Here is a 16221-nt window from a genome sequence, read left to right on the forward strand (position 1 = left end):
CCTCGTATTGTCTACGTATGCCATCGCGTATAAATTTGACCGATGGTTGTTTCATTGCACCCAGAGTTCCCGATCTTTTTACAGCACAAACATTGTGACTAGAGAGGATCTTTTTTCTAGTTAACCCTACGGAGAGTCAGGGCTGAGGGTTAAAGTGAGCGATCGAAACAATTAGAATTTTTCTCTAGAATATTGCCAAAATATCGACAATTTTTGTGAAAATTTACGGATTGTGCAAACGACACCGCACCCCAGTAAAATCAACCCATGATTAAATCTCACCCTGATATTCCGCCTTGCACCTGGAGCCGCCCGATCGGTTTAGGCTGGACGAAGCCCTACACCGTCCGCTATGCCAGCAACATTGATGATGGGCCGTGGCACGGGATGCCGCTAGGTGGCTTTGGAGCAGGGTGCATCGGTCGCTCCTCAAAGGGAGATTTTAACCTCTGGCACATTGATGGGGGGGAACATATTTTTCAAACAATGCCCGCTTGCCAGTTCAGCATATTTGAGCAGGTTGGCGGCTCCGAAACAAACGCAGAGCGGCGTACTCAAGCCTACGCCCTTTGCACAGAGCCACCTACAGACGGCACGTTGAAGACTTGGCAATGGTATCCAAAGAAGGGCGGCACTTATCATGCGCTGTTTCCCCGCAGTTGGTATGTCTATGAGAATGTCTTTCAGGCAGAATTAACCTGCGAACAGTTCTCGCCCATTTGGGCAGACAATTATCAGGAATCGAGCTACCCGATCGCCTGCTTTGAATGGACGGCGCATAATCCTACCGAGCAGCCAATTACCCTGAGCATCATGCTGACCTGGCAGAACATGGTGGGCTGGTTTACCAATACCTTGAAATCGCCAGAGGTGAAAGTCCGCGATGATGGCAGTCCGGTCTATCAGTATCAGCCACGAATTGGGCAAAGCGCTGGACAAGTAAATCGCTTGACTGAGCAAGGGCAAGGGCTGGGCTGTCTGATGGCAGGTTCGGCAACGACACCTCCGGCAGAAGGGGATGGACAGTGGGCAATTTTTGCAGATCCGTCGGTTATGGATGCGATCGCCCCAGAGACATTTTTTCAGACCCGCTGGAATCCGCAGGGCGATGGCGCGGAAGTGTGGCGGCAGTTTGCCGCAGATGGATCGCTGAGTAATCAGGAAAATGAGGCAGTGTCGAAAGGCGAGCAACTTGGAGCCGCGATCGCCATCCGGTTCACCTTGCCGCCTGGAGCCACCCAGCGCATTCCCTTCGCCGTCGCCTGGGATTTCCCAGTCACAGAATTTGCCGAAGGCGTGAATTACTTCCGCCGCTACACCGATTTTTTTGGACGCACCGGAGCCAACGCCCAGGCGATCGCCCTCACCGCTATTCAGAACTATCGCCACTGGCAAACCCAAATCCAGCAATGGCAGCAGCCCATTCTCGATCGCCCCGACCTGCCCGACTGGTTCAAAATGGCGCTCTTCAACGAGCTATACGACCTCACCAGCGGCGGCACCCTGTGGAGCGCTGCCGATGAACGCGATCCCTATGGACAGTTCGCGGTGCTGGAATGCTTAGACTATCGCTGGTACGAAAGTCTGGATGTGCGGCTATATGGTTCTTTTGCCCTGCTGATGCTGTTCCCCGAACTTGATAAAGCAATTCTGCGAGCGTTCGCGCGGGCAATTCCTGCCGAAAATGTCAGCACACGCATCATTGGTTACTACTATGTCATGGGTTCGGAAAGCCCCCAAGCGTTGCGCAAAGCCAAAAACGCCACACCCCATGATTTAGGTGCGCCTAATGAGCATGTCTGGGAAAAAACGAACTACACCAGCTACCAAGATTGCAACCTGTGGAAAGATTTAGGCAGCGATTTTGTGTTGCAGGTCTACCGCGATTTTGTCATGACGGGCGGCACCGATACGGCGTTCTTAGCAGAGTGTTGGGAGGCGATCGCGGCAGCCTTAGAATATCTCAAAGCGCTCGATTTAGACGGAGATGGCATTCCAGAAAACTCTGGCGCACCCGACCAAACGTTTGATGATTGGCGACTTCAGGGAATTAGCGCCTACTGCGGCGGGCTGTGGATTGCGGCACTAGAGGCGGCGATCGCCATAGGAAAGCTACTTTCTACAGATCATCCGCTCCCTAATCTCAACGCCCAGCTTCAAAACTTCCAATCCTGGCTCACCCAATCCCGCGCCGTGTACCACAACACCCTGTGGAACGGTCAATACTATCGCCTCGACAGCGACAGCGGCTCAGAGGTCGTTATGGCAGATCAACTTTGTGGACAGTTCTATGCGCACCTATTGGGGTTGCCAGACGTGGTGCCCGAAGCCTGTGCCCAATCTGCTTTAGCCACGGTCTACGAAGCTTGTTTCCTCAAGTTTCACGATGGCAAAATTGGCGCTGCTAATGGCGTGAGACTAGATGGATCGGCGGTTGACCCTAAAGACACGCATCCGCTGGAAGTGTGGACGGGCATTAACTTTGGGTTAGCAGCATTTTTAGTGCAAATGAATCGGCGCGACGACGCTCTGAAGTTGACAGAAGCCGTGGTGCGACAGGTTTACGATAATGGGCTACAGTTTCGGACACCGGAAGCGATTACGGCGGCTGAGACGTTTCGAGCGAGTCATTACTTGCGGGCAATGGCAATTTGGTTAGTGTATGGGGCGATCGCAGGTTTCAGTCATTCCAAGGTGTATTAAAGCTTGCATTACCTTCAGACAATTTTAGGTTTGAACAGGTTTGACTAAGTAAAAATTCCTAAAAACGGCTCAGATCAACGATAAATTTTCTAAAAAAACCTTGAAATCTAATAAATTAGAGGTTCTGACGATCCATATGGTAAATCTTCCATCTAGAATAAGGCAGTGAAAATTCGAGTTTGCTAGGGTTTCAGCCATTCTGAATCTAAACCCACTCAAACGTTTAACTTGCAATCTCAGCCAGAGATCCAATCCGTAAATTCGACGAACGTTCCTAGGAGATACCCCAATGAATAAAGGTGAATTAGTAGATAAGGTTTCAGAAAAAGCCGGAGTGACCAAAAAGCAAGCAGATTCTGTCCTATCTGCGGCGATCGACTCCATCATGGAAGCTGTATCCAAAGGCGATAAAGTCACCTTGGTGGGCTTCGGTTCCTTCGAGCCTCGTGAGCGCAAAGCCCGCGAAGGACGCAATCCTAAAACCGGGGAAGCCATGGAAATTCCGGCAACCAAGGTTCCTGCATTTTCGGCTGGCAAATTATTTAAAGAAATGGTGGCACCCGCCAAGTAACGGGAATTTCAGTGCAAGATTTTTCATTCGCACAACCCGTCAACCGACCTCAACACGGGGGGAACATCGCCTGGGCAGCATCGCTAGCAGGCTGTTCTCCCCTAGATATTTTAGATTTTTCTGCTAGCATCAATCCCTTAGGGCCGCCAAAGTCGGCGATCGCTGCCATCCAAGCCAGTTGGGACAGCCTCACCCATTACCCCGACCCCCGCTACCTTCATCTGCGGCAAGTTCTCGCCGCCCATCATCAGATCGACCCTGGCTGGGTGCTCCCCGGCAATGGTTCAGCAGAACTGCTCACCTGGGCAAGCCGCGAACTTGCCGAACTCCCCAGTACTGCCCTAATTACCCCCGCATTTGGTGATTATTACAGAGCCTTAAAATCATTCGGCGCAACTTTGCACCCTTGCCCGATCGCCTTAAGCTATCCCTTGACAGCCTCGCCAGGAGTTGTCCTTACTCCGTGCCCAACCTTATCTTCGCTGACCAACACTGCTGGCTTACTGCTTAACAATCCCCACAATCCAACAGGTGCAATGTTTTCAGTAGAGGCGATTCGTCCTTTACTAGAACGATTTTCGCTCGTGGTAGTTGACGAAGCCTTTATGGATTTTGTCTTACCCGATCACCAGCAAAGCTTGATTGCATTGATCACTCAATATCCTAATTTAGTGATACTGCGATCGCTCACTAAGTTCTACAGTTTACCAGGATTAAGACTGGGTTATGCGATCGCTCACCCCGATCGTCTGCAACGCTGGCAAGAATGGCGCGATCCATGGTCAGTGAACGTCCTTGCTGAAGCCGCTGCGATCGCTGTATTACAAGACATAGCCTTTCAGCAACACACCTTTGACTGGCTAGAACAAACGCGATCGCCCCTCTATCGCCAACTCGCTAATATCCCTGGACTACAACCCCTTCCTGGAGTCGCCAACTATTTTCTGGTTCAATCTGACTATCCCGTTCTACAACTTCAGCAAGAACTTCTACAGCAACACAAAATTCTGATTCGTGACTGCACTAGCTTTGCTGAACTGGGCGATCGCTATTTCCGCATTGCTATTCGCACCGCACTTGAAAACGATCGTCTCCTAAAAGGATTAACTCAAACTTTAAGTACCTTAAGTACCCTAAAAGGATAATCGGTGAAAGGAATTGACTACGACATCATCATTATCGGCGGCACCCACACAGCCCGCTATGCCGCCGCCAAAGCTGCCCAAACCAAAGCCCGGATTGCCCTGATCGAACCCTCCTCCCACCTAATCCCCACGGCTCTTCATCGCCAAGCCCTTGCTCATGCGGCACAAGTTGCTCACCAAATGTGCCACGCCGACCTCTGGGGCTTCCCCTCTACTACTCTACCTTTTCAGTGGCATACCTTAACCGAGTGGACAACTCGTGTTGCCGAAACCTTAACCCCAGAACAATCTGTTGAATCATTGGCTACTGTAGGAGTCGATGTGGTTATTGGGAAATGTACATTCATTCGCCATCCTCAAGGACTGGAAATTAACGGCAGAGTGTTGCGATCGCGCACTTACCTCCTTGCCCTTGCCACCCAACCTGCCATTCCCCAGATTGCTCGAAGTATTGCCTACCTCACCCCCGATTCACTGATTCATCAGCCCTGGCAAAGCCCTCCTCCACGACTAATCATTCTCCACAACGAGCCAGCAGGCATTGAGTTGGCTCAAAGCTTCAACCGCCTGGGCACTGAGGTAACGCTAATTACTGAACAGAGGCATCTCTTAAAGCAAGCAGATACCACAGTAATGAACGAGCTACGATCGCAAATAGAAGCAGAAGGTATAACGATTTTTACAAGCTGCCAAGTCACTCAAGTCGAACAACAGGGAGATCTAAAGCGAGTATGGGCTGGAGATAAGCTTTTTGAAGCCGAGGAATTATTAATTGCAATGGGACGGCGATCGCCCTTGGAACACCTTAACTTAGAAGCGATCGATGTTCAATGGCAACTCCAGGGTATTCCCGTGAACCGTCATCTCCAAACCTCTAATTTACAAGTCTATGCCTGTGGCGAAACTTTAGGCGGTTACGCAATTCCTCATCTGGCAGAGTACGAAGCAGGTATTGCTGTAAGCAACGCTTTGTCTTTCCAAAAGATACCAATTGAATATCGATGGGTACCATGGGGAATCCAGACCCAGCCAGAGTTTTCTCAAGTTGGGTTAACCGAAGCACAGGCGAAAAAGATCTACAAAAATGTCAGAGTTCTACACCAACAGCTACCCAACAAAGGGGCAATTCAAAACGAAGTAGCTGGCTTTTGCCAAATTGTAGTGCGGCGCAACGGTGAAATCTTAGGAGCACAGATGACGGGCAAGGGTGCAAGTGAAACGATCAGTGCGATCGCCTTTGCCATGCGCTCCAAGTTAAAAGTGAAGGCGATCGCTTCGAGAGATCCACAAGGAGTCGTCCAGTTTTTGCTGAGGCAGCAAACGTAGAGCAGAAAAGAGTTCGAGCTAGATTAACGATCTTTTGACAATACCCCTTTTGACTTACAATGCAAACTAAGACTTTTAGGGGCAACGTTAAGCCATGTCATTCCCTTCAGACCAGTATTGGACTCAAGCCCTCGCTTTTTTGCAACACCAGCTTAAACCCTCCAATACACTTCTCGCTCCTAATGATTTTTTAGAACTCTTTTCTGGCACTTACCCCTATCGTGTTTCTCATCTGTTCCCTGCTCACTTCTATAATTTTGTAGTCTTTCACAAAGACATGGTTGCAGAAGTGGATCAATCGTTGTCTTTAAAGGTTCTTGAACACTTCTATTTATCATTCGCTAATGATGTTTTTGTAATTTATGCTCAAGCTAAACTAACTGATATTCCTGAGCCAGACGAGCGACAGGCTCAGGCTTTGGTCGAACAAATCGAAGCTAGCGATCGCTTCGAGTCTCTGCAAAACAATCAAACCTGCGCCATCGTCGTCACCACCTACAACAACCCGGACAACTTAGCACGATCGCTTCCTCAAATCGCTGCACTTGGGGCACCTGTCCTCATAATCGATGACGGCTCCTCACCTGAACAAGCTGCACAAAACCAGAACATCGCAGAGCAGTATGGCGTTCAATTGATGCGATCGCCAACCCATCAACGTCAGCCCAACGCCATCAACCTGGGCATTAGCCACTGGCTTGCCGACCCAACCATTGCCTGGATCTCATACTTCCGAGACAACGTTAACGTCAGGGCAGATGCCCTAACAGTTCTGGCACAAATTCAAAGCCCCGAACGTCCAATCCTCACTGGACGCGACGCACCAGAGCATCCTACCCTCCAAACTGATATCATTGCCGATCACCCCATTTTGCTGAAGCGATCGTCCTCCAGCATTCACTTTCATGCTCACCGTCGCTATTGGGCATCGATACTGCCCATCCCCACCCCTGTTTTAGATCTACCCGGACAGGGCACCGATGAAGACTGGTGGATTACAGCTTGGTCGCCCTACTCTATTGTTAAACAAGGCGGAAATTTAGTTTGTGTACCCGGACTAGTGAATACTTTTGAGGATGCAGAGAGTCTTACTGGCAAAAATCCTGCTGGCAGAAGTCCTACAGAAGCTACGCCGTCCGTTGCTCCTACCCTTCCTATTGATCTTTCCCCTAAAAAAATTGGGGAGACTAGTTCTGTGAGATACCCGCAAGAAAGGGCTCCTATCGTTCCAGAAACAGTTCTACCCGCAATTGCACCCGCTAACATTAATTCAGAAGACCTCAGCCTGGCAGGAGTCAAAGTTCTTGTTGATGGCTATAATCTGCAACTGCCTCAAGGAACAGGCATTAAAACCTATGGTTTAAGCCTGATTCAGGCACTTAACGAAATGGGCGCAACCGTTGATGTTTTACTCGGTCGAGGCGGTTACAAAGGGAACGAAATTCTTGATGAAGTCTACTTTTTTGACACTATTGATAAAGATCAAAACCTACTAATGTTGCTCAAAGGTTTACTAAAAACCGCAGCAGGACCACTCTACCGAGCCAAGCGCCGGAAACCTTCTAATAATTACGTCGTTAAGCGCGGTCAATACAGTGACGATTTTCTAAAGTATGCGACCTCCTTCAACCTGCCTCAGTGCTACGATCTAGCCAATGGTATTTACAAAAAACTCAACATTACAACCCATATTTCTGCCTCCGAAAAACTCGATATTTGGCACGCGACCTATCCTCTACCCATGAAGATTCGGGGAACGCAAAAAATCACGACAGTTCACGACTTAATTCCGCTACGATTACCCTACGCAACGCTTGATGACAAAGAAAACTTTTATTTCAAAGTCCGCGATGCGTTAAAAGAATCGGCAGTTACTATCACAGTTTCAGAACATTCTAAGCAAGATTTGCTGACCTATTTTGATGTTGACCCCGATCGCATTGTAGTCACGTATCAACCGATCGCCCTGCAACCGCTGCCAGTCTCGAAAGAAGAGGTTGCCTTTTCGATTAGACGCTTTGGCTTGAGCTATCAAAATTATTTACTGTTTGTCGGCGCGATCGAACCCAAGAAAAACGTTGGCAGATTACTCGATGCTTACGCAGCCCTCAATACTGACATGCCCCTCGTCATTGTGGGCAAAAAAGGCTGGCTCTGGGAAAACGAAATTGGTAAACTGTCCTACCTATTCGACTCTGACTCCTCAAAACAGGTGCGTCTTCTAGAATACGTTTCTCCTGACAGCCTTCGTTATCTTTATCGGGGCGCTTATTGCCTCGTTTTTCCATCACTTTACGAAGGGTTCGGCTTACCCCCCATCGAAGCGATGAACTTCGGCTGCCCAGTTGTCACCTCTAATGCATCCTGCTTACCCGAAGTCTGCGGTAACGCTGCGCTTTACGTTGATCCCTACGATGTCCGCGATATTAAGGCAAAGCTGGAGGAAATTTTGGGGGATAAAGCCCTACGCGATCGACTAGCGATCGCAGGACGGCAAGTTGCAAAGAACTTTAGTATGGAAAACTATCTCAAGCGGTTGCACAGTGCTTATGTCAAAGCCTTAGGATAAAACAGCCTTAGACAACCGTCTAAATATCCTTGCGCTACTTTTCAAATTCTTGTGAAATTCTTGTCGCCGCTCTAATGGAGTAGTACATCTTTTGTGCCTGTACTACTCCATTAGCCTTTTACCCTCTTGCCATTCTCAAAATAAGACTGTCTTTAAGCACTCTCTAAACTCAGTCTCATCTCAAGACTTCTTTTCAAGCCCCCCTCCAGCCTTAACTAAAATTCCTGCGAGTCTTCAACCCACTTTACCCACCTTTAAATTACGGAAAATCAACCAAAGACCGATTAGTTTCCTAAGGCAAATATTTGTAACTTTCTTTTGTAAAGAAAAACTATCCAAATCTTTCCTGTGGAAAACTCACCTTTTTCTGTGGAAAAGTTGGGGAAAACCCGTGGATAATCCTGAGGTAGTTCTAACAACTTGATGGGATATCGAGGCACCTGTTGAAAACCTCGGTTTTCCCTAACAGGTTTTCCACACCCTTAAAGTCCTTATGACTTATCTATAGTAAGGCTTTGAGAATCTTTTCCACATTTTCCACAGGCTCTACTACTACTAGATCTCTTTAAAGCTATTTAAAGATGAAAGAACTCTCCGGACAAATAGATTAACCTGAGCCAACAAATTTGTGAACAAACTCACTCTTATCGAAAGGGGAGTGTTACGATAACCTCCTGAAAAGAACTCGTTTAAGCGTCACCGCAAAAGCTGATAGACCCTTAGAATTTCTTTGCCGTGCCTTTATTTCTTCTATTCCTTGCTGACCCAGCTTCTCTAGCTCTTTGCGCACCCTCATGAAACTTACCTGTACCCAGAACGAACTCAATACCCACCTGTCTTTAGTCAGCCGCGTCGTGCCTTCTCGTCCTAGCCATCCCGTTCTGGCTAATGTTCTATTGAACGCTAGCGAAGAGACGCAGCAGGTAAGTCTCACTGGGTTCGATCTCAGCTTAGGAGTGCAAACCAGCTTCAAAGTTCAGGTTAAAGAAGGTGGCATACTAACTTTGCCCGCAAAACTCCTGGGGGATATCGTCTCTCGGTTGCCTGATGGTGAGATTACCTTAGACGGCAGTTCCGATGAGACTCTCGTGACCCTGACCTGTGCCGCTGGACGTTACCAGGTCCGAGGCATGGGCGCAGAGGAGTATCCTGAGCTACCCACATTGGTTGATGGCAGCGTGGCTTACTTGCCCGTTGAAGCATTGCTGGAGGGACTACGAGGTTCGCTCTTTTCAACGAGCGTTGATGAGACTAAGCAAGTCTTGACGGGAGTTCACATTGCGGTGGACGAGGATGGTATGGAGTTTGCGGCGACTGATGGGCATCGGTTAGCAGTCGTAGAAACGGCAAATGTTCAGCCAGGAGATGGTGATCCGGCTGAGCAGAAGAACCACAAAGGCAAGTTCGATGTCACGGTTCCTGGTAAAGCATTGCGAGAACTAGAGCGAATGATTCAGAGCAATGCCTCGGCGGAACCGATCGCCATTCGGTTTGATCAAGGGCAGTTGATTGTGGAGTGGGCAAATCAGCGTCTCACGAGCCGCCTGTTAGAAGGGCAATATCCTAACTATCGGCAGTTGATCCCCAAACAGTTTTCGCGCCAAATGACGTGCGATCGCCGTCTCTTAACCTCTGCTCTAGAACGCATCGCTGTACTAGCCGACCAAAAAAATAGCATCGTCAAGTTCACCCTCACGACTACTGATCAAGAAATTATTCTGTCTGTAGATGCTCAAGATGTGGGCAGCGGTCGAGAAGCCATTCCGGCACAAATTTCTGGCGACGATTTGGAGATTGCGTTCAACGTCAAATATTTGCTAGAAGGGCTGAAGGCGCTGAACACAACAGAGGTACAGATGCAGTTTAATACCGCAACCAGTCCTTCGATTTTAACGCCATTAGGCGGCATGAAGATGACGTATCTGGTGATGCCAGTGCAAGTGAGATCCTGATTTTTGCTCTGATAGAGAACGAGAGATCAGCCTAAAATTAAGAGCATGGATACGACCTATCGCTTAGAAGGATTCGAGTTTGAATGGGATGAGAACAAAGCCCAAAGCAACTTTGAGAAACATGGAGTTACTTTTGAGGAGGCAGTAGAAGTTTTTCTGGATCCCTTTCATGTGGTAGGTGAGGCATCGGCAAATCGTGAAGTGCGAGATTTTGCGTTAGGATACTCGATCGCTGAACGGCTGCTGCTTGTTGTCCATGTGGAGCGGCGATCGAAAATTAGAATGATTTCTGCTCGTGTTGCTACTCGTTCCGAACGGAGGTTATATGAACAATCTCAATGAAGAGTTGGAGTTAGGAGAAGATCTAGAGTTGCGGATTCATCCCCGCGAAGCTGAAACGATTTCAATCCAGATTCCCAAAGATATACTAGAGTCGCTTAGGAGGATTGCAGTACAGCGGGATATGTCGCTAGAGGCACTTCTCAAGTTCTACATTGGAAAATGCCTTCGTCAGGATTTAAGTCAGATGTTTGCGAACCAGATGCTGGACTCGACTGCAAAGGTTTTGGCGCGATATCACCATTCTGAAGATGAGGTTGCCCAGATTTTGCAGGAAATTCGTTTAGAGTCGCAGTAATTCTTAGCCTAAGCAGGCAATTTGGACATTCACCGGACGGACAACCAAACTAAAAAGCCTTTGGCAATCCTGCTTGCTTGAGAACTGCATTTGCTGTATGACGAGATTTGATTGAACTGTCTACGACAAATCGCCAATCAGTAATTGGGCTGTACCAGATTTCATGATCTCCTTTGCCTTGACGCTCAAAAAAACAACCTGCTTCTATCAAGAGTTTCTTGAGTGCGGAGGTTAGCGATGCAGCCATTTATAAGGCAACCTCGATGAGTTCTTGCCGATGACTGGTCAATTGAATGGCGATCGCACCTACATAATCGGCAGAGATGAGATGATTACTCAGAAGCAAATCAGGAATCATATCCCGCAATTTTTGACTCAAAGCTTCGATGGTATCGGCTTCCGTTGCCAATCCGAGCACATCTTCGCTGGTTGCTACCCAGACTGCTGCATCTGCATCCCAAAAGGCACTGACTTGATAAATTGCTGATTCCATACTTGTCTCCGGTTGAGCATTGGCATTAGCCTGTGCGTTAGCACGCATCGCCTCTTCAATATAAGACACTCGATCGCCTCGGTACTGCCTATGATTTTCGGATTATTGGAGTGGGAAGCGATCGCCGTTCACCCCAAGTGGAGACTAAGAGAGTAAGGAATTGAGCGGTGACTTGAAAAAGTTCGTTAGCTATACTGGGGAAATAAACATCACGGCTTAAGGTTGATGATTAATGCTGAACATGACGCTTTCAGACCAAATTCTCGCATTTGTCGAAGAGCAGGCAGCAGCGGCTGGCTTTAACACTGCCAGTGAATATATTTATCAGTTGATTCTGCGAGAGCAAGAGCGACTTTTGCAACGAAAGCAAGTCGAGTCAATGTTGCTAGATGGGTTGGAGAGCGGAGAACTCATTGAAGCAACAGATGACTGGTGGGAGCAAAAACGCACCCAGCTTGAGCGGATGCATCAGCCAGAAGCATGACCAAATGAATCATTCTCAGAGGATGTCTGAGAAGTCTAGATTGTTATCCGATCCGCCCCCTAAATCCCCCATTCTGGGGGACTTTGAAGGAGGACTGGTGCAGAAGTCCCCCAGAATGGGGGGTTGGGGGGCGAGTGTAAGAATCCTTGAGACTTCTCAGACATCCTCTCAGACCGAAAGCTAGCCAGAACTTAAATGATCATTTTGCTTACATTGCTGAGAACAACCTCGCAGCCGCTCTACAGTTTTTTGATTCTGCACGGTTGATGATCGCTCAGCTTGCCAAAATGCCAGGAACCGGTAGTTTATACCTTGTCGAAAATTCTCGTTTGCAGGGGTTACGGAAATGGGCAGTGAAAGATTTCAGGAAATACCTGATTTTCTATTTTGAGCATGATAGTGATATCGAAGTTGTGCGAATTCTATATGCAACGCGAGACATCATCAGCATTTTGGACGGTGAGGTGTAGGGCGATCGCCTTGTAGATTGGATTTTGGAGCAGCGATCGCTGTTTGACTCGTTGTATTTTTATTGGTAGTCGGTTGTTCACATAGTGTTCGTGCAACTTCTTGAAAAATGTAACTTGTTCAATTGCGAGTTTAAAGCGGGCACGAATCTTTTCACGTTCAGGCATATCCTCGGCTGTAGCAGTATAGCCATCTGGTGTCAGTGCAAGATACCCATCTTTGTAGCTGCCGCTCGTCAAACCGTATTTATTAGAGTTGGTTACTAACTGACGGCTTGTACCACTTTCCGCAGATCGTCCCATTTCCTGAAATAGTGTAAGATACCGAATCTTTTGACCTGATGCATGCTTCTGAATGGCAAGAGCTAGTTCTAATGATTCCTCGAAGGTTGCGGCTGGAAAATTGCGCTGAGGTCTTTTACGGCGTGTTCGAGTCTGTGAATCACCACCCATCCCAGCATCTGTATCATCATTAAACAAGTCCTCAAAGGTTTCCCCAGACTCCTCTTGATCTTCATGTCCTCCGTTGTTATTAAGTAGGCTATTTCTATCGCCTTCTGGAAAAATGTCTTCCTGTGAATCGCTGACTTCTTCTATCACCTATTTCTCTCTAATACTGTAGGTATAATCTGGCTTATAGAAATACTGTTGTCCATAAGAACACTTGTATTAACTAGACTTTATTCCTAATAGAGCAGCATCTTTCCCCCACCCAACGCCCCTTCAACCCTGCACAGCAATCTCCCAAGCACGATCGCCATCCCCACCGATTGCCAATCTGTTCCAAATTTATGATTACGGAAAAGTTATGCTTCTAAAAGCATCAAAAATATTGCGATCGCCGCCTATTGCAGCATTCCGAAATCAATCTCTGGAGGCATATGGTTCAAACTCCAACTCAACTGTTAACACTGGAAGCGTTTCTGCAACTGCCAGAAACTCAACCTGCTAGTGAATTCATCAACAGTCAAATTACACAAAAACCTATGCCTCAAGGGGAACACAGCATTCTACAAGTTGGACTTTGTAAGGTGTTGATTATGTTGCAGAGTCACCGCGAATTGCTAAAGCTTTTTCAGAACTGCGCTGTGTGTTTGGCGGAGCGGCGATCGTGCCTGATGTGTCCGTGTTTCGGTGGCGGAGGATTCCGCGCACTTCGGCGGGTAGAGTGGCTAATCGGTTTGAAATTCCTCCCGATTGGGCGATCGAAATCCTTTCTCCTGACCAATCTCAGACTAAGGTTTTAGCTAAGCTGCTGCACTGCATGGAGCATGGTACAGAGCTAGGTTGGCTGCTTGATCCAGAAAATGACACTGTGCTAGCAATTTTGCCAGAGTCGCGGGTGAAGCTATATCAGGGAACAGAGCCGTTACCAATCCTGCGAGATATCGACCTCACCTTATCAGCAGCAGAGATCTTTAGCTGGCTGGCACTACCTGAATAAAGGAAGCATCATAGCAAGTTCCTGTTTTCCGTTTTTTTGTTGAAAATTACCTGTCAGGGTACTAGAAACGTTTGCCGATCGCCCCCAGTATAGGGGAAACCAACGGGTTAACGTAAAGAGCGGCAGGGTTTGCGAAATATAAAATATTAGGATCGGGAAACCCTGAAGGGGCGATCGCGTCTATTAAACTAATAGTGGTTGTGTATAATTACTAACCAAGGAAAATCATGATGACCAGTGACACCATTAAATTCACGATTAACTTTAGTGATCCAGGTCTAGATGACGAAGAGCGGGATGAAGAAGTTGAGAACCTACTGTATCAACTACAAGATCTGGATGAAGTCGAAGCAAACCGAGTGGTTGATCCTCATCCGCCCGCTGGCAATAAATCCTTGGGAGCCTTGCTAATAGGTATTTTGACGGCAGAAGTGAATGCTGCTAACTGTAAAAAAGTGTTGGGTTTTTTGGGCGATCGCCTTGGCGGTAAACCCATTGAACTGGAAGTCGAAGCGAACGGTAGAAAGCTAAAGGTAACGGCACACAGCCGAGAAGAGTTAGAAGCCGCGATGAAAGCTGCTCGAGATTTTGTTGAAGTTGAGCAATCGTAAGGAAAAGTAGCCATAGGAAAAATAGCCATGAAAAAAGCCGCACTGCTGATTGGAATGAGTGAATATCAGCCTGGGTTAAATCCTTTGCCCGGAGCGGTGCGCGATATGGAAGCGATGCAGCGGGTGTTGCAGCATCCAGACATGGGCGGGTTTGATGAGATTAAGACTTTGGCAAATCCTGAAGTGCAGCAAATGCAGGAGGCGATCGAAGCTTTGTTTTCGAGTGGCGTGAAGGAAGATTTAACGCTACTTTTTTTCTCAGGTCATGGCATTAAAGACGATCGCGGACGGCTATACTTTGCAACGCCGTTAACCCGCAAAAATAGTAATGGCGATTTAGTCAAAGCGACTGCTGTGCCTGCGAGTTTTGTGCAAGATATCATGAGCCAATCGCGCTGTAAGCGCCAGATCGTCATTTTAGATTGCTGTTTCAGCGGCGCTTTTGCTGAGGGTATGACGGCGAAAGATGATGGCGTTGTTGATGTACAGTCGCAATTGGGCGGCGAGGGACGGGCAGTGCTAACCTCATCGACCTCGACGCAATACTCTTTTGAGCAACAAGGCTCAGAACTATCGGTGTACACCCGTTTTATTGTGGAAGGAATTGAAACAGGAATTGCTGACACCGACAATGATGGATTTATTGCGGTCGATGAACTGCACGACTATGCACGCAAAAAGGTACAAGATACATCGCCTGCAATGAAGCCTAAAATCTATGCAGTCGAGGAAGGGTTTCGCATCTTTTTGGCGAAAGCACCGACGAGCGATCCGAAGGTGCTTTATCGCAAAGAGGTGGAACGCTTTTTTAGCCGGGGCACAATCTCGGCGATCGGGCGGCACACGTTAGATGTGCGCCAGACAACACTAGGATTATTACCAGATGTTGCAGCGGCGATCGAGGCAGAGGTCATGAAACCTTACCAAGAATATCAGGCGAAACTGCTGCGCTATGAGCAAGTTTTGGCGGCTGAATTGCAACAACGGCGGACTGCTTCGCAGATACCGCAAGGGTCGCTCCCCAACACCACATTGGGCGAACTGCAATCTTTTCAAAAGGCTTTAGGGTTACGGAAAGAAGATGTTGAGGCGATCTCTCGACGATTGATTCAACCAGAAGTGCGTCAGGAGGTCACTCAAACCCCACTTAAAGAGAGTTTTCCTAATCTCTCTAAGAGTTCAACTCCCGATTTTCAACCCCTCATTTCAACCCCTGTACGATCTGCTCCTGTACAAGAAGACCGATCGTTTCAAGGCACCCGCAAGCGATCGCGTCATTCCCTCTGGATTATTGTGGCTGTGATTGGCGTAGGGCTTGCAGTCGGGGCAGGCGCACGGCTCTTACTCTCTGGTGATTCAGATTATGGCTCTGTCTCTCCTCCGGTAAGTCCGACGATCGCAGTAGGCAGCTCTGCCACTCCTGAACCCTTTCCTGCGCCTGATCTGTCTCCTCCTTCCCCGGCTAACTCATCTCCTATTCCAAGCCCTGATCTCATTCCCACGCCTGAGCCATTGCCCGTGACCCCATCAGTTTGGGTGGTGATAGTGTCTAGTGATAGCACCTTGGAACTGGCGCAAGAACAAGTGAAAATTGCAGAAAACGCTGGGCTATCGGCGGCAATTGCTAAGCGAAATGAATGGTATGCAGTGCGCGTTGGAGAAGGATTTGCCAGCAAAGCGGAAGCAGAACAGGCAAAGGACTATATTCTGACGCAGGTGCCAGGATGGGCAAAAAATAAGCCTTTTGTGCGAAATCAGACAGATTGGTGTGGACAGCCTGTTGAGCAGGTAGGCTATGTGGAATGTCAGCAACCATAGT

The 16221-nt window shown here is 48.1% G+C and carries 15 protein-coding genes and 1 pseudogene; 13 read left to right on the forward strand and 3 right to left on the reverse strand.

The window, feature by feature from the left end:
- Positions 1-267 precede the first annotated feature (267 nt).
- The 8 genes from KME11_20230 (at position 268) to KME11_20265 (ending at position 10903) form a co-directional block, all read left to right on the forward strand.
- On the forward strand, positions 268-2703 hold the full coding sequence (locus tag KME11_20230; protein ID MBW4517539.1) for a bile acid beta-glucosidase: 2436 nt from the start codon (positions 268-270) through the stop codon (positions 2701-2703).
- A 289-nt stretch (positions 2704-2992) separates the two neighbouring features.
- The gene (locus KME11_20235; GenBank protein MBW4517540.1) at positions 2993-3274 is read left to right on the forward strand and encodes an HU family DNA-binding protein; all 282 of its coding nucleotides are present in this window, start codon (positions 2993-2995) and stop codon (positions 3272-3274) included.
- A gap of 11 nt (positions 3275-3285) precedes the next feature.
- Positions 3286-4419, forward strand: a complete 1134-nt coding sequence (gene cobD, locus KME11_20240) for a threonine-phosphate decarboxylase CobD (protein MBW4517541.1) — start codon at positions 3286-3288, stop codon at positions 4417-4419.
- Between the two features lie 3 nt (positions 4420-4422).
- Entirely contained in the window at positions 4423-5745 is a 1323-nt protein-coding gene (locus KME11_20245) for an FAD-dependent oxidoreductase (protein ID MBW4517542.1), read from the forward strand.
- A gap of 94 nt (positions 5746-5839) precedes the next feature.
- Positions 5840-8314, forward strand: a complete 2475-nt coding sequence (locus KME11_20250; protein ID MBW4517543.1) for a glycosyltransferase — start codon at positions 5840-5842, stop codon at positions 8312-8314.
- 794 nt (positions 8315-9108) lie between these two features.
- On the forward strand, positions 9109-10266 hold the full coding sequence (gene dnaN / locus KME11_20255) for a DNA polymerase III subunit beta (GenBank protein MBW4517544.1): 1158 nt from the start codon (positions 9109-9111) through the stop codon (positions 10264-10266).
- A gap of 45 nt (positions 10267-10311) precedes the next feature.
- Entirely contained in the window at positions 10312-10608 is a 297-nt protein-coding gene (locus KME11_20260) for a BrnT family toxin (protein ID MBW4517545.1), read from the forward strand.
- Positions 10592-10903 carry a hypothetical protein gene (locus KME11_20265; protein MBW4517546.1) on the forward strand — a complete coding sequence of 104 codons (312 nt, stop codon included), beginning with the start codon at positions 10592-10594 and terminating at the stop codon, positions 10901-10903. The genes KME11_20260 and KME11_20265 overlap by 17 nt, the downstream gene beginning before the upstream one ends.
- A gap of 49 nt (positions 10904-10952) precedes the next feature.
- Here KME11_20265 and KME11_20270 read toward each other — a convergent pair whose 3' ends face one another.
- Both KME11_20270 and KME11_20275 read right to left on the reverse strand, forming a co-directional pair.
- Positions 10953-11150: a type II toxin-antitoxin system HicA family toxin gene (locus KME11_20270; GenBank protein ID MBW4517547.1), complete on the reverse strand. Its 198-nt coding sequence runs from the start codon at positions 11148-11150 to the stop codon at positions 10953-10955.
- On the reverse strand, positions 11151-11396 hold the full coding sequence (locus tag KME11_20275) for a DUF1902 domain-containing protein (GenBank protein ID MBW4517548.1): 246 nt from the start codon (positions 11394-11396) through the stop codon (positions 11151-11153).
- Between the two features lie 232 nt (positions 11397-11628).
- On the opposite strand from KME11_20275, the gene KME11_20280 reads away from it, so the two are divergent.
- Positions 11629-11880: a type II toxin-antitoxin system ParD family antitoxin gene (locus KME11_20280; protein MBW4517549.1), complete on the forward strand. Its 252-nt coding sequence runs from the start codon at positions 11629-11631 to the stop codon at positions 11878-11880.
- A gap of 146 nt (positions 11881-12026) precedes the next feature.
- A complete protein-coding gene (locus KME11_20285; GenBank protein MBW4517550.1) occupies positions 12027-12350 on the forward strand; it encodes a type II toxin-antitoxin system RelE/ParE family toxin in 324 nt (107 codons plus the stop codon).
- On the opposite strand, the gene KME11_20290 is transcribed toward KME11_20285, so the two are convergent.
- Positions 12303-12947, reverse strand: a complete 645-nt coding sequence (locus tag KME11_20290; protein MBW4517551.1) for a hypothetical protein — start codon at positions 12945-12947, stop codon at positions 12303-12305. The genes KME11_20285 and KME11_20290 overlap by 48 nt on opposite strands.
- Before the next feature lie 281 nt (positions 12948-13228).
- Here KME11_20290 and KME11_20295 point away from each other — a divergent pair.
- From KME11_20295 to KME11_20305, 3 genes and pseudogenes are all read left to right on the forward strand, one after another.
- A pseudogene (locus KME11_20295) lies at positions 13229-13791 on the forward strand (Uma2 family endonuclease).
- 227 nt (positions 13792-14018) lie between these two features.
- Entirely contained in the window at positions 14019-14402 is a 384-nt protein-coding gene (locus tag KME11_20300; GenBank protein ID MBW4517552.1) for a hypothetical protein, read from the forward strand.
- Between the two features lie 27 nt (positions 14403-14429).
- On the forward strand, positions 14430-16220 hold the full coding sequence (locus tag KME11_20305) for a caspase family protein (protein ID MBW4517553.1): 1791 nt from the start codon (positions 14430-14432) through the stop codon (positions 16218-16220).
- Position 16221 lies beyond the last annotated feature (1 nt).

The sequence above is a fragment of the Timaviella obliquedivisa GSE-PSE-MK23-08B genome (assembly GCA_019358855.1).
Lineage (GTDB): Bacteria > Cyanobacteriota > Cyanobacteriia > Elainellales > Elainellaceae > Timaviella > Timaviella obliquedivisa.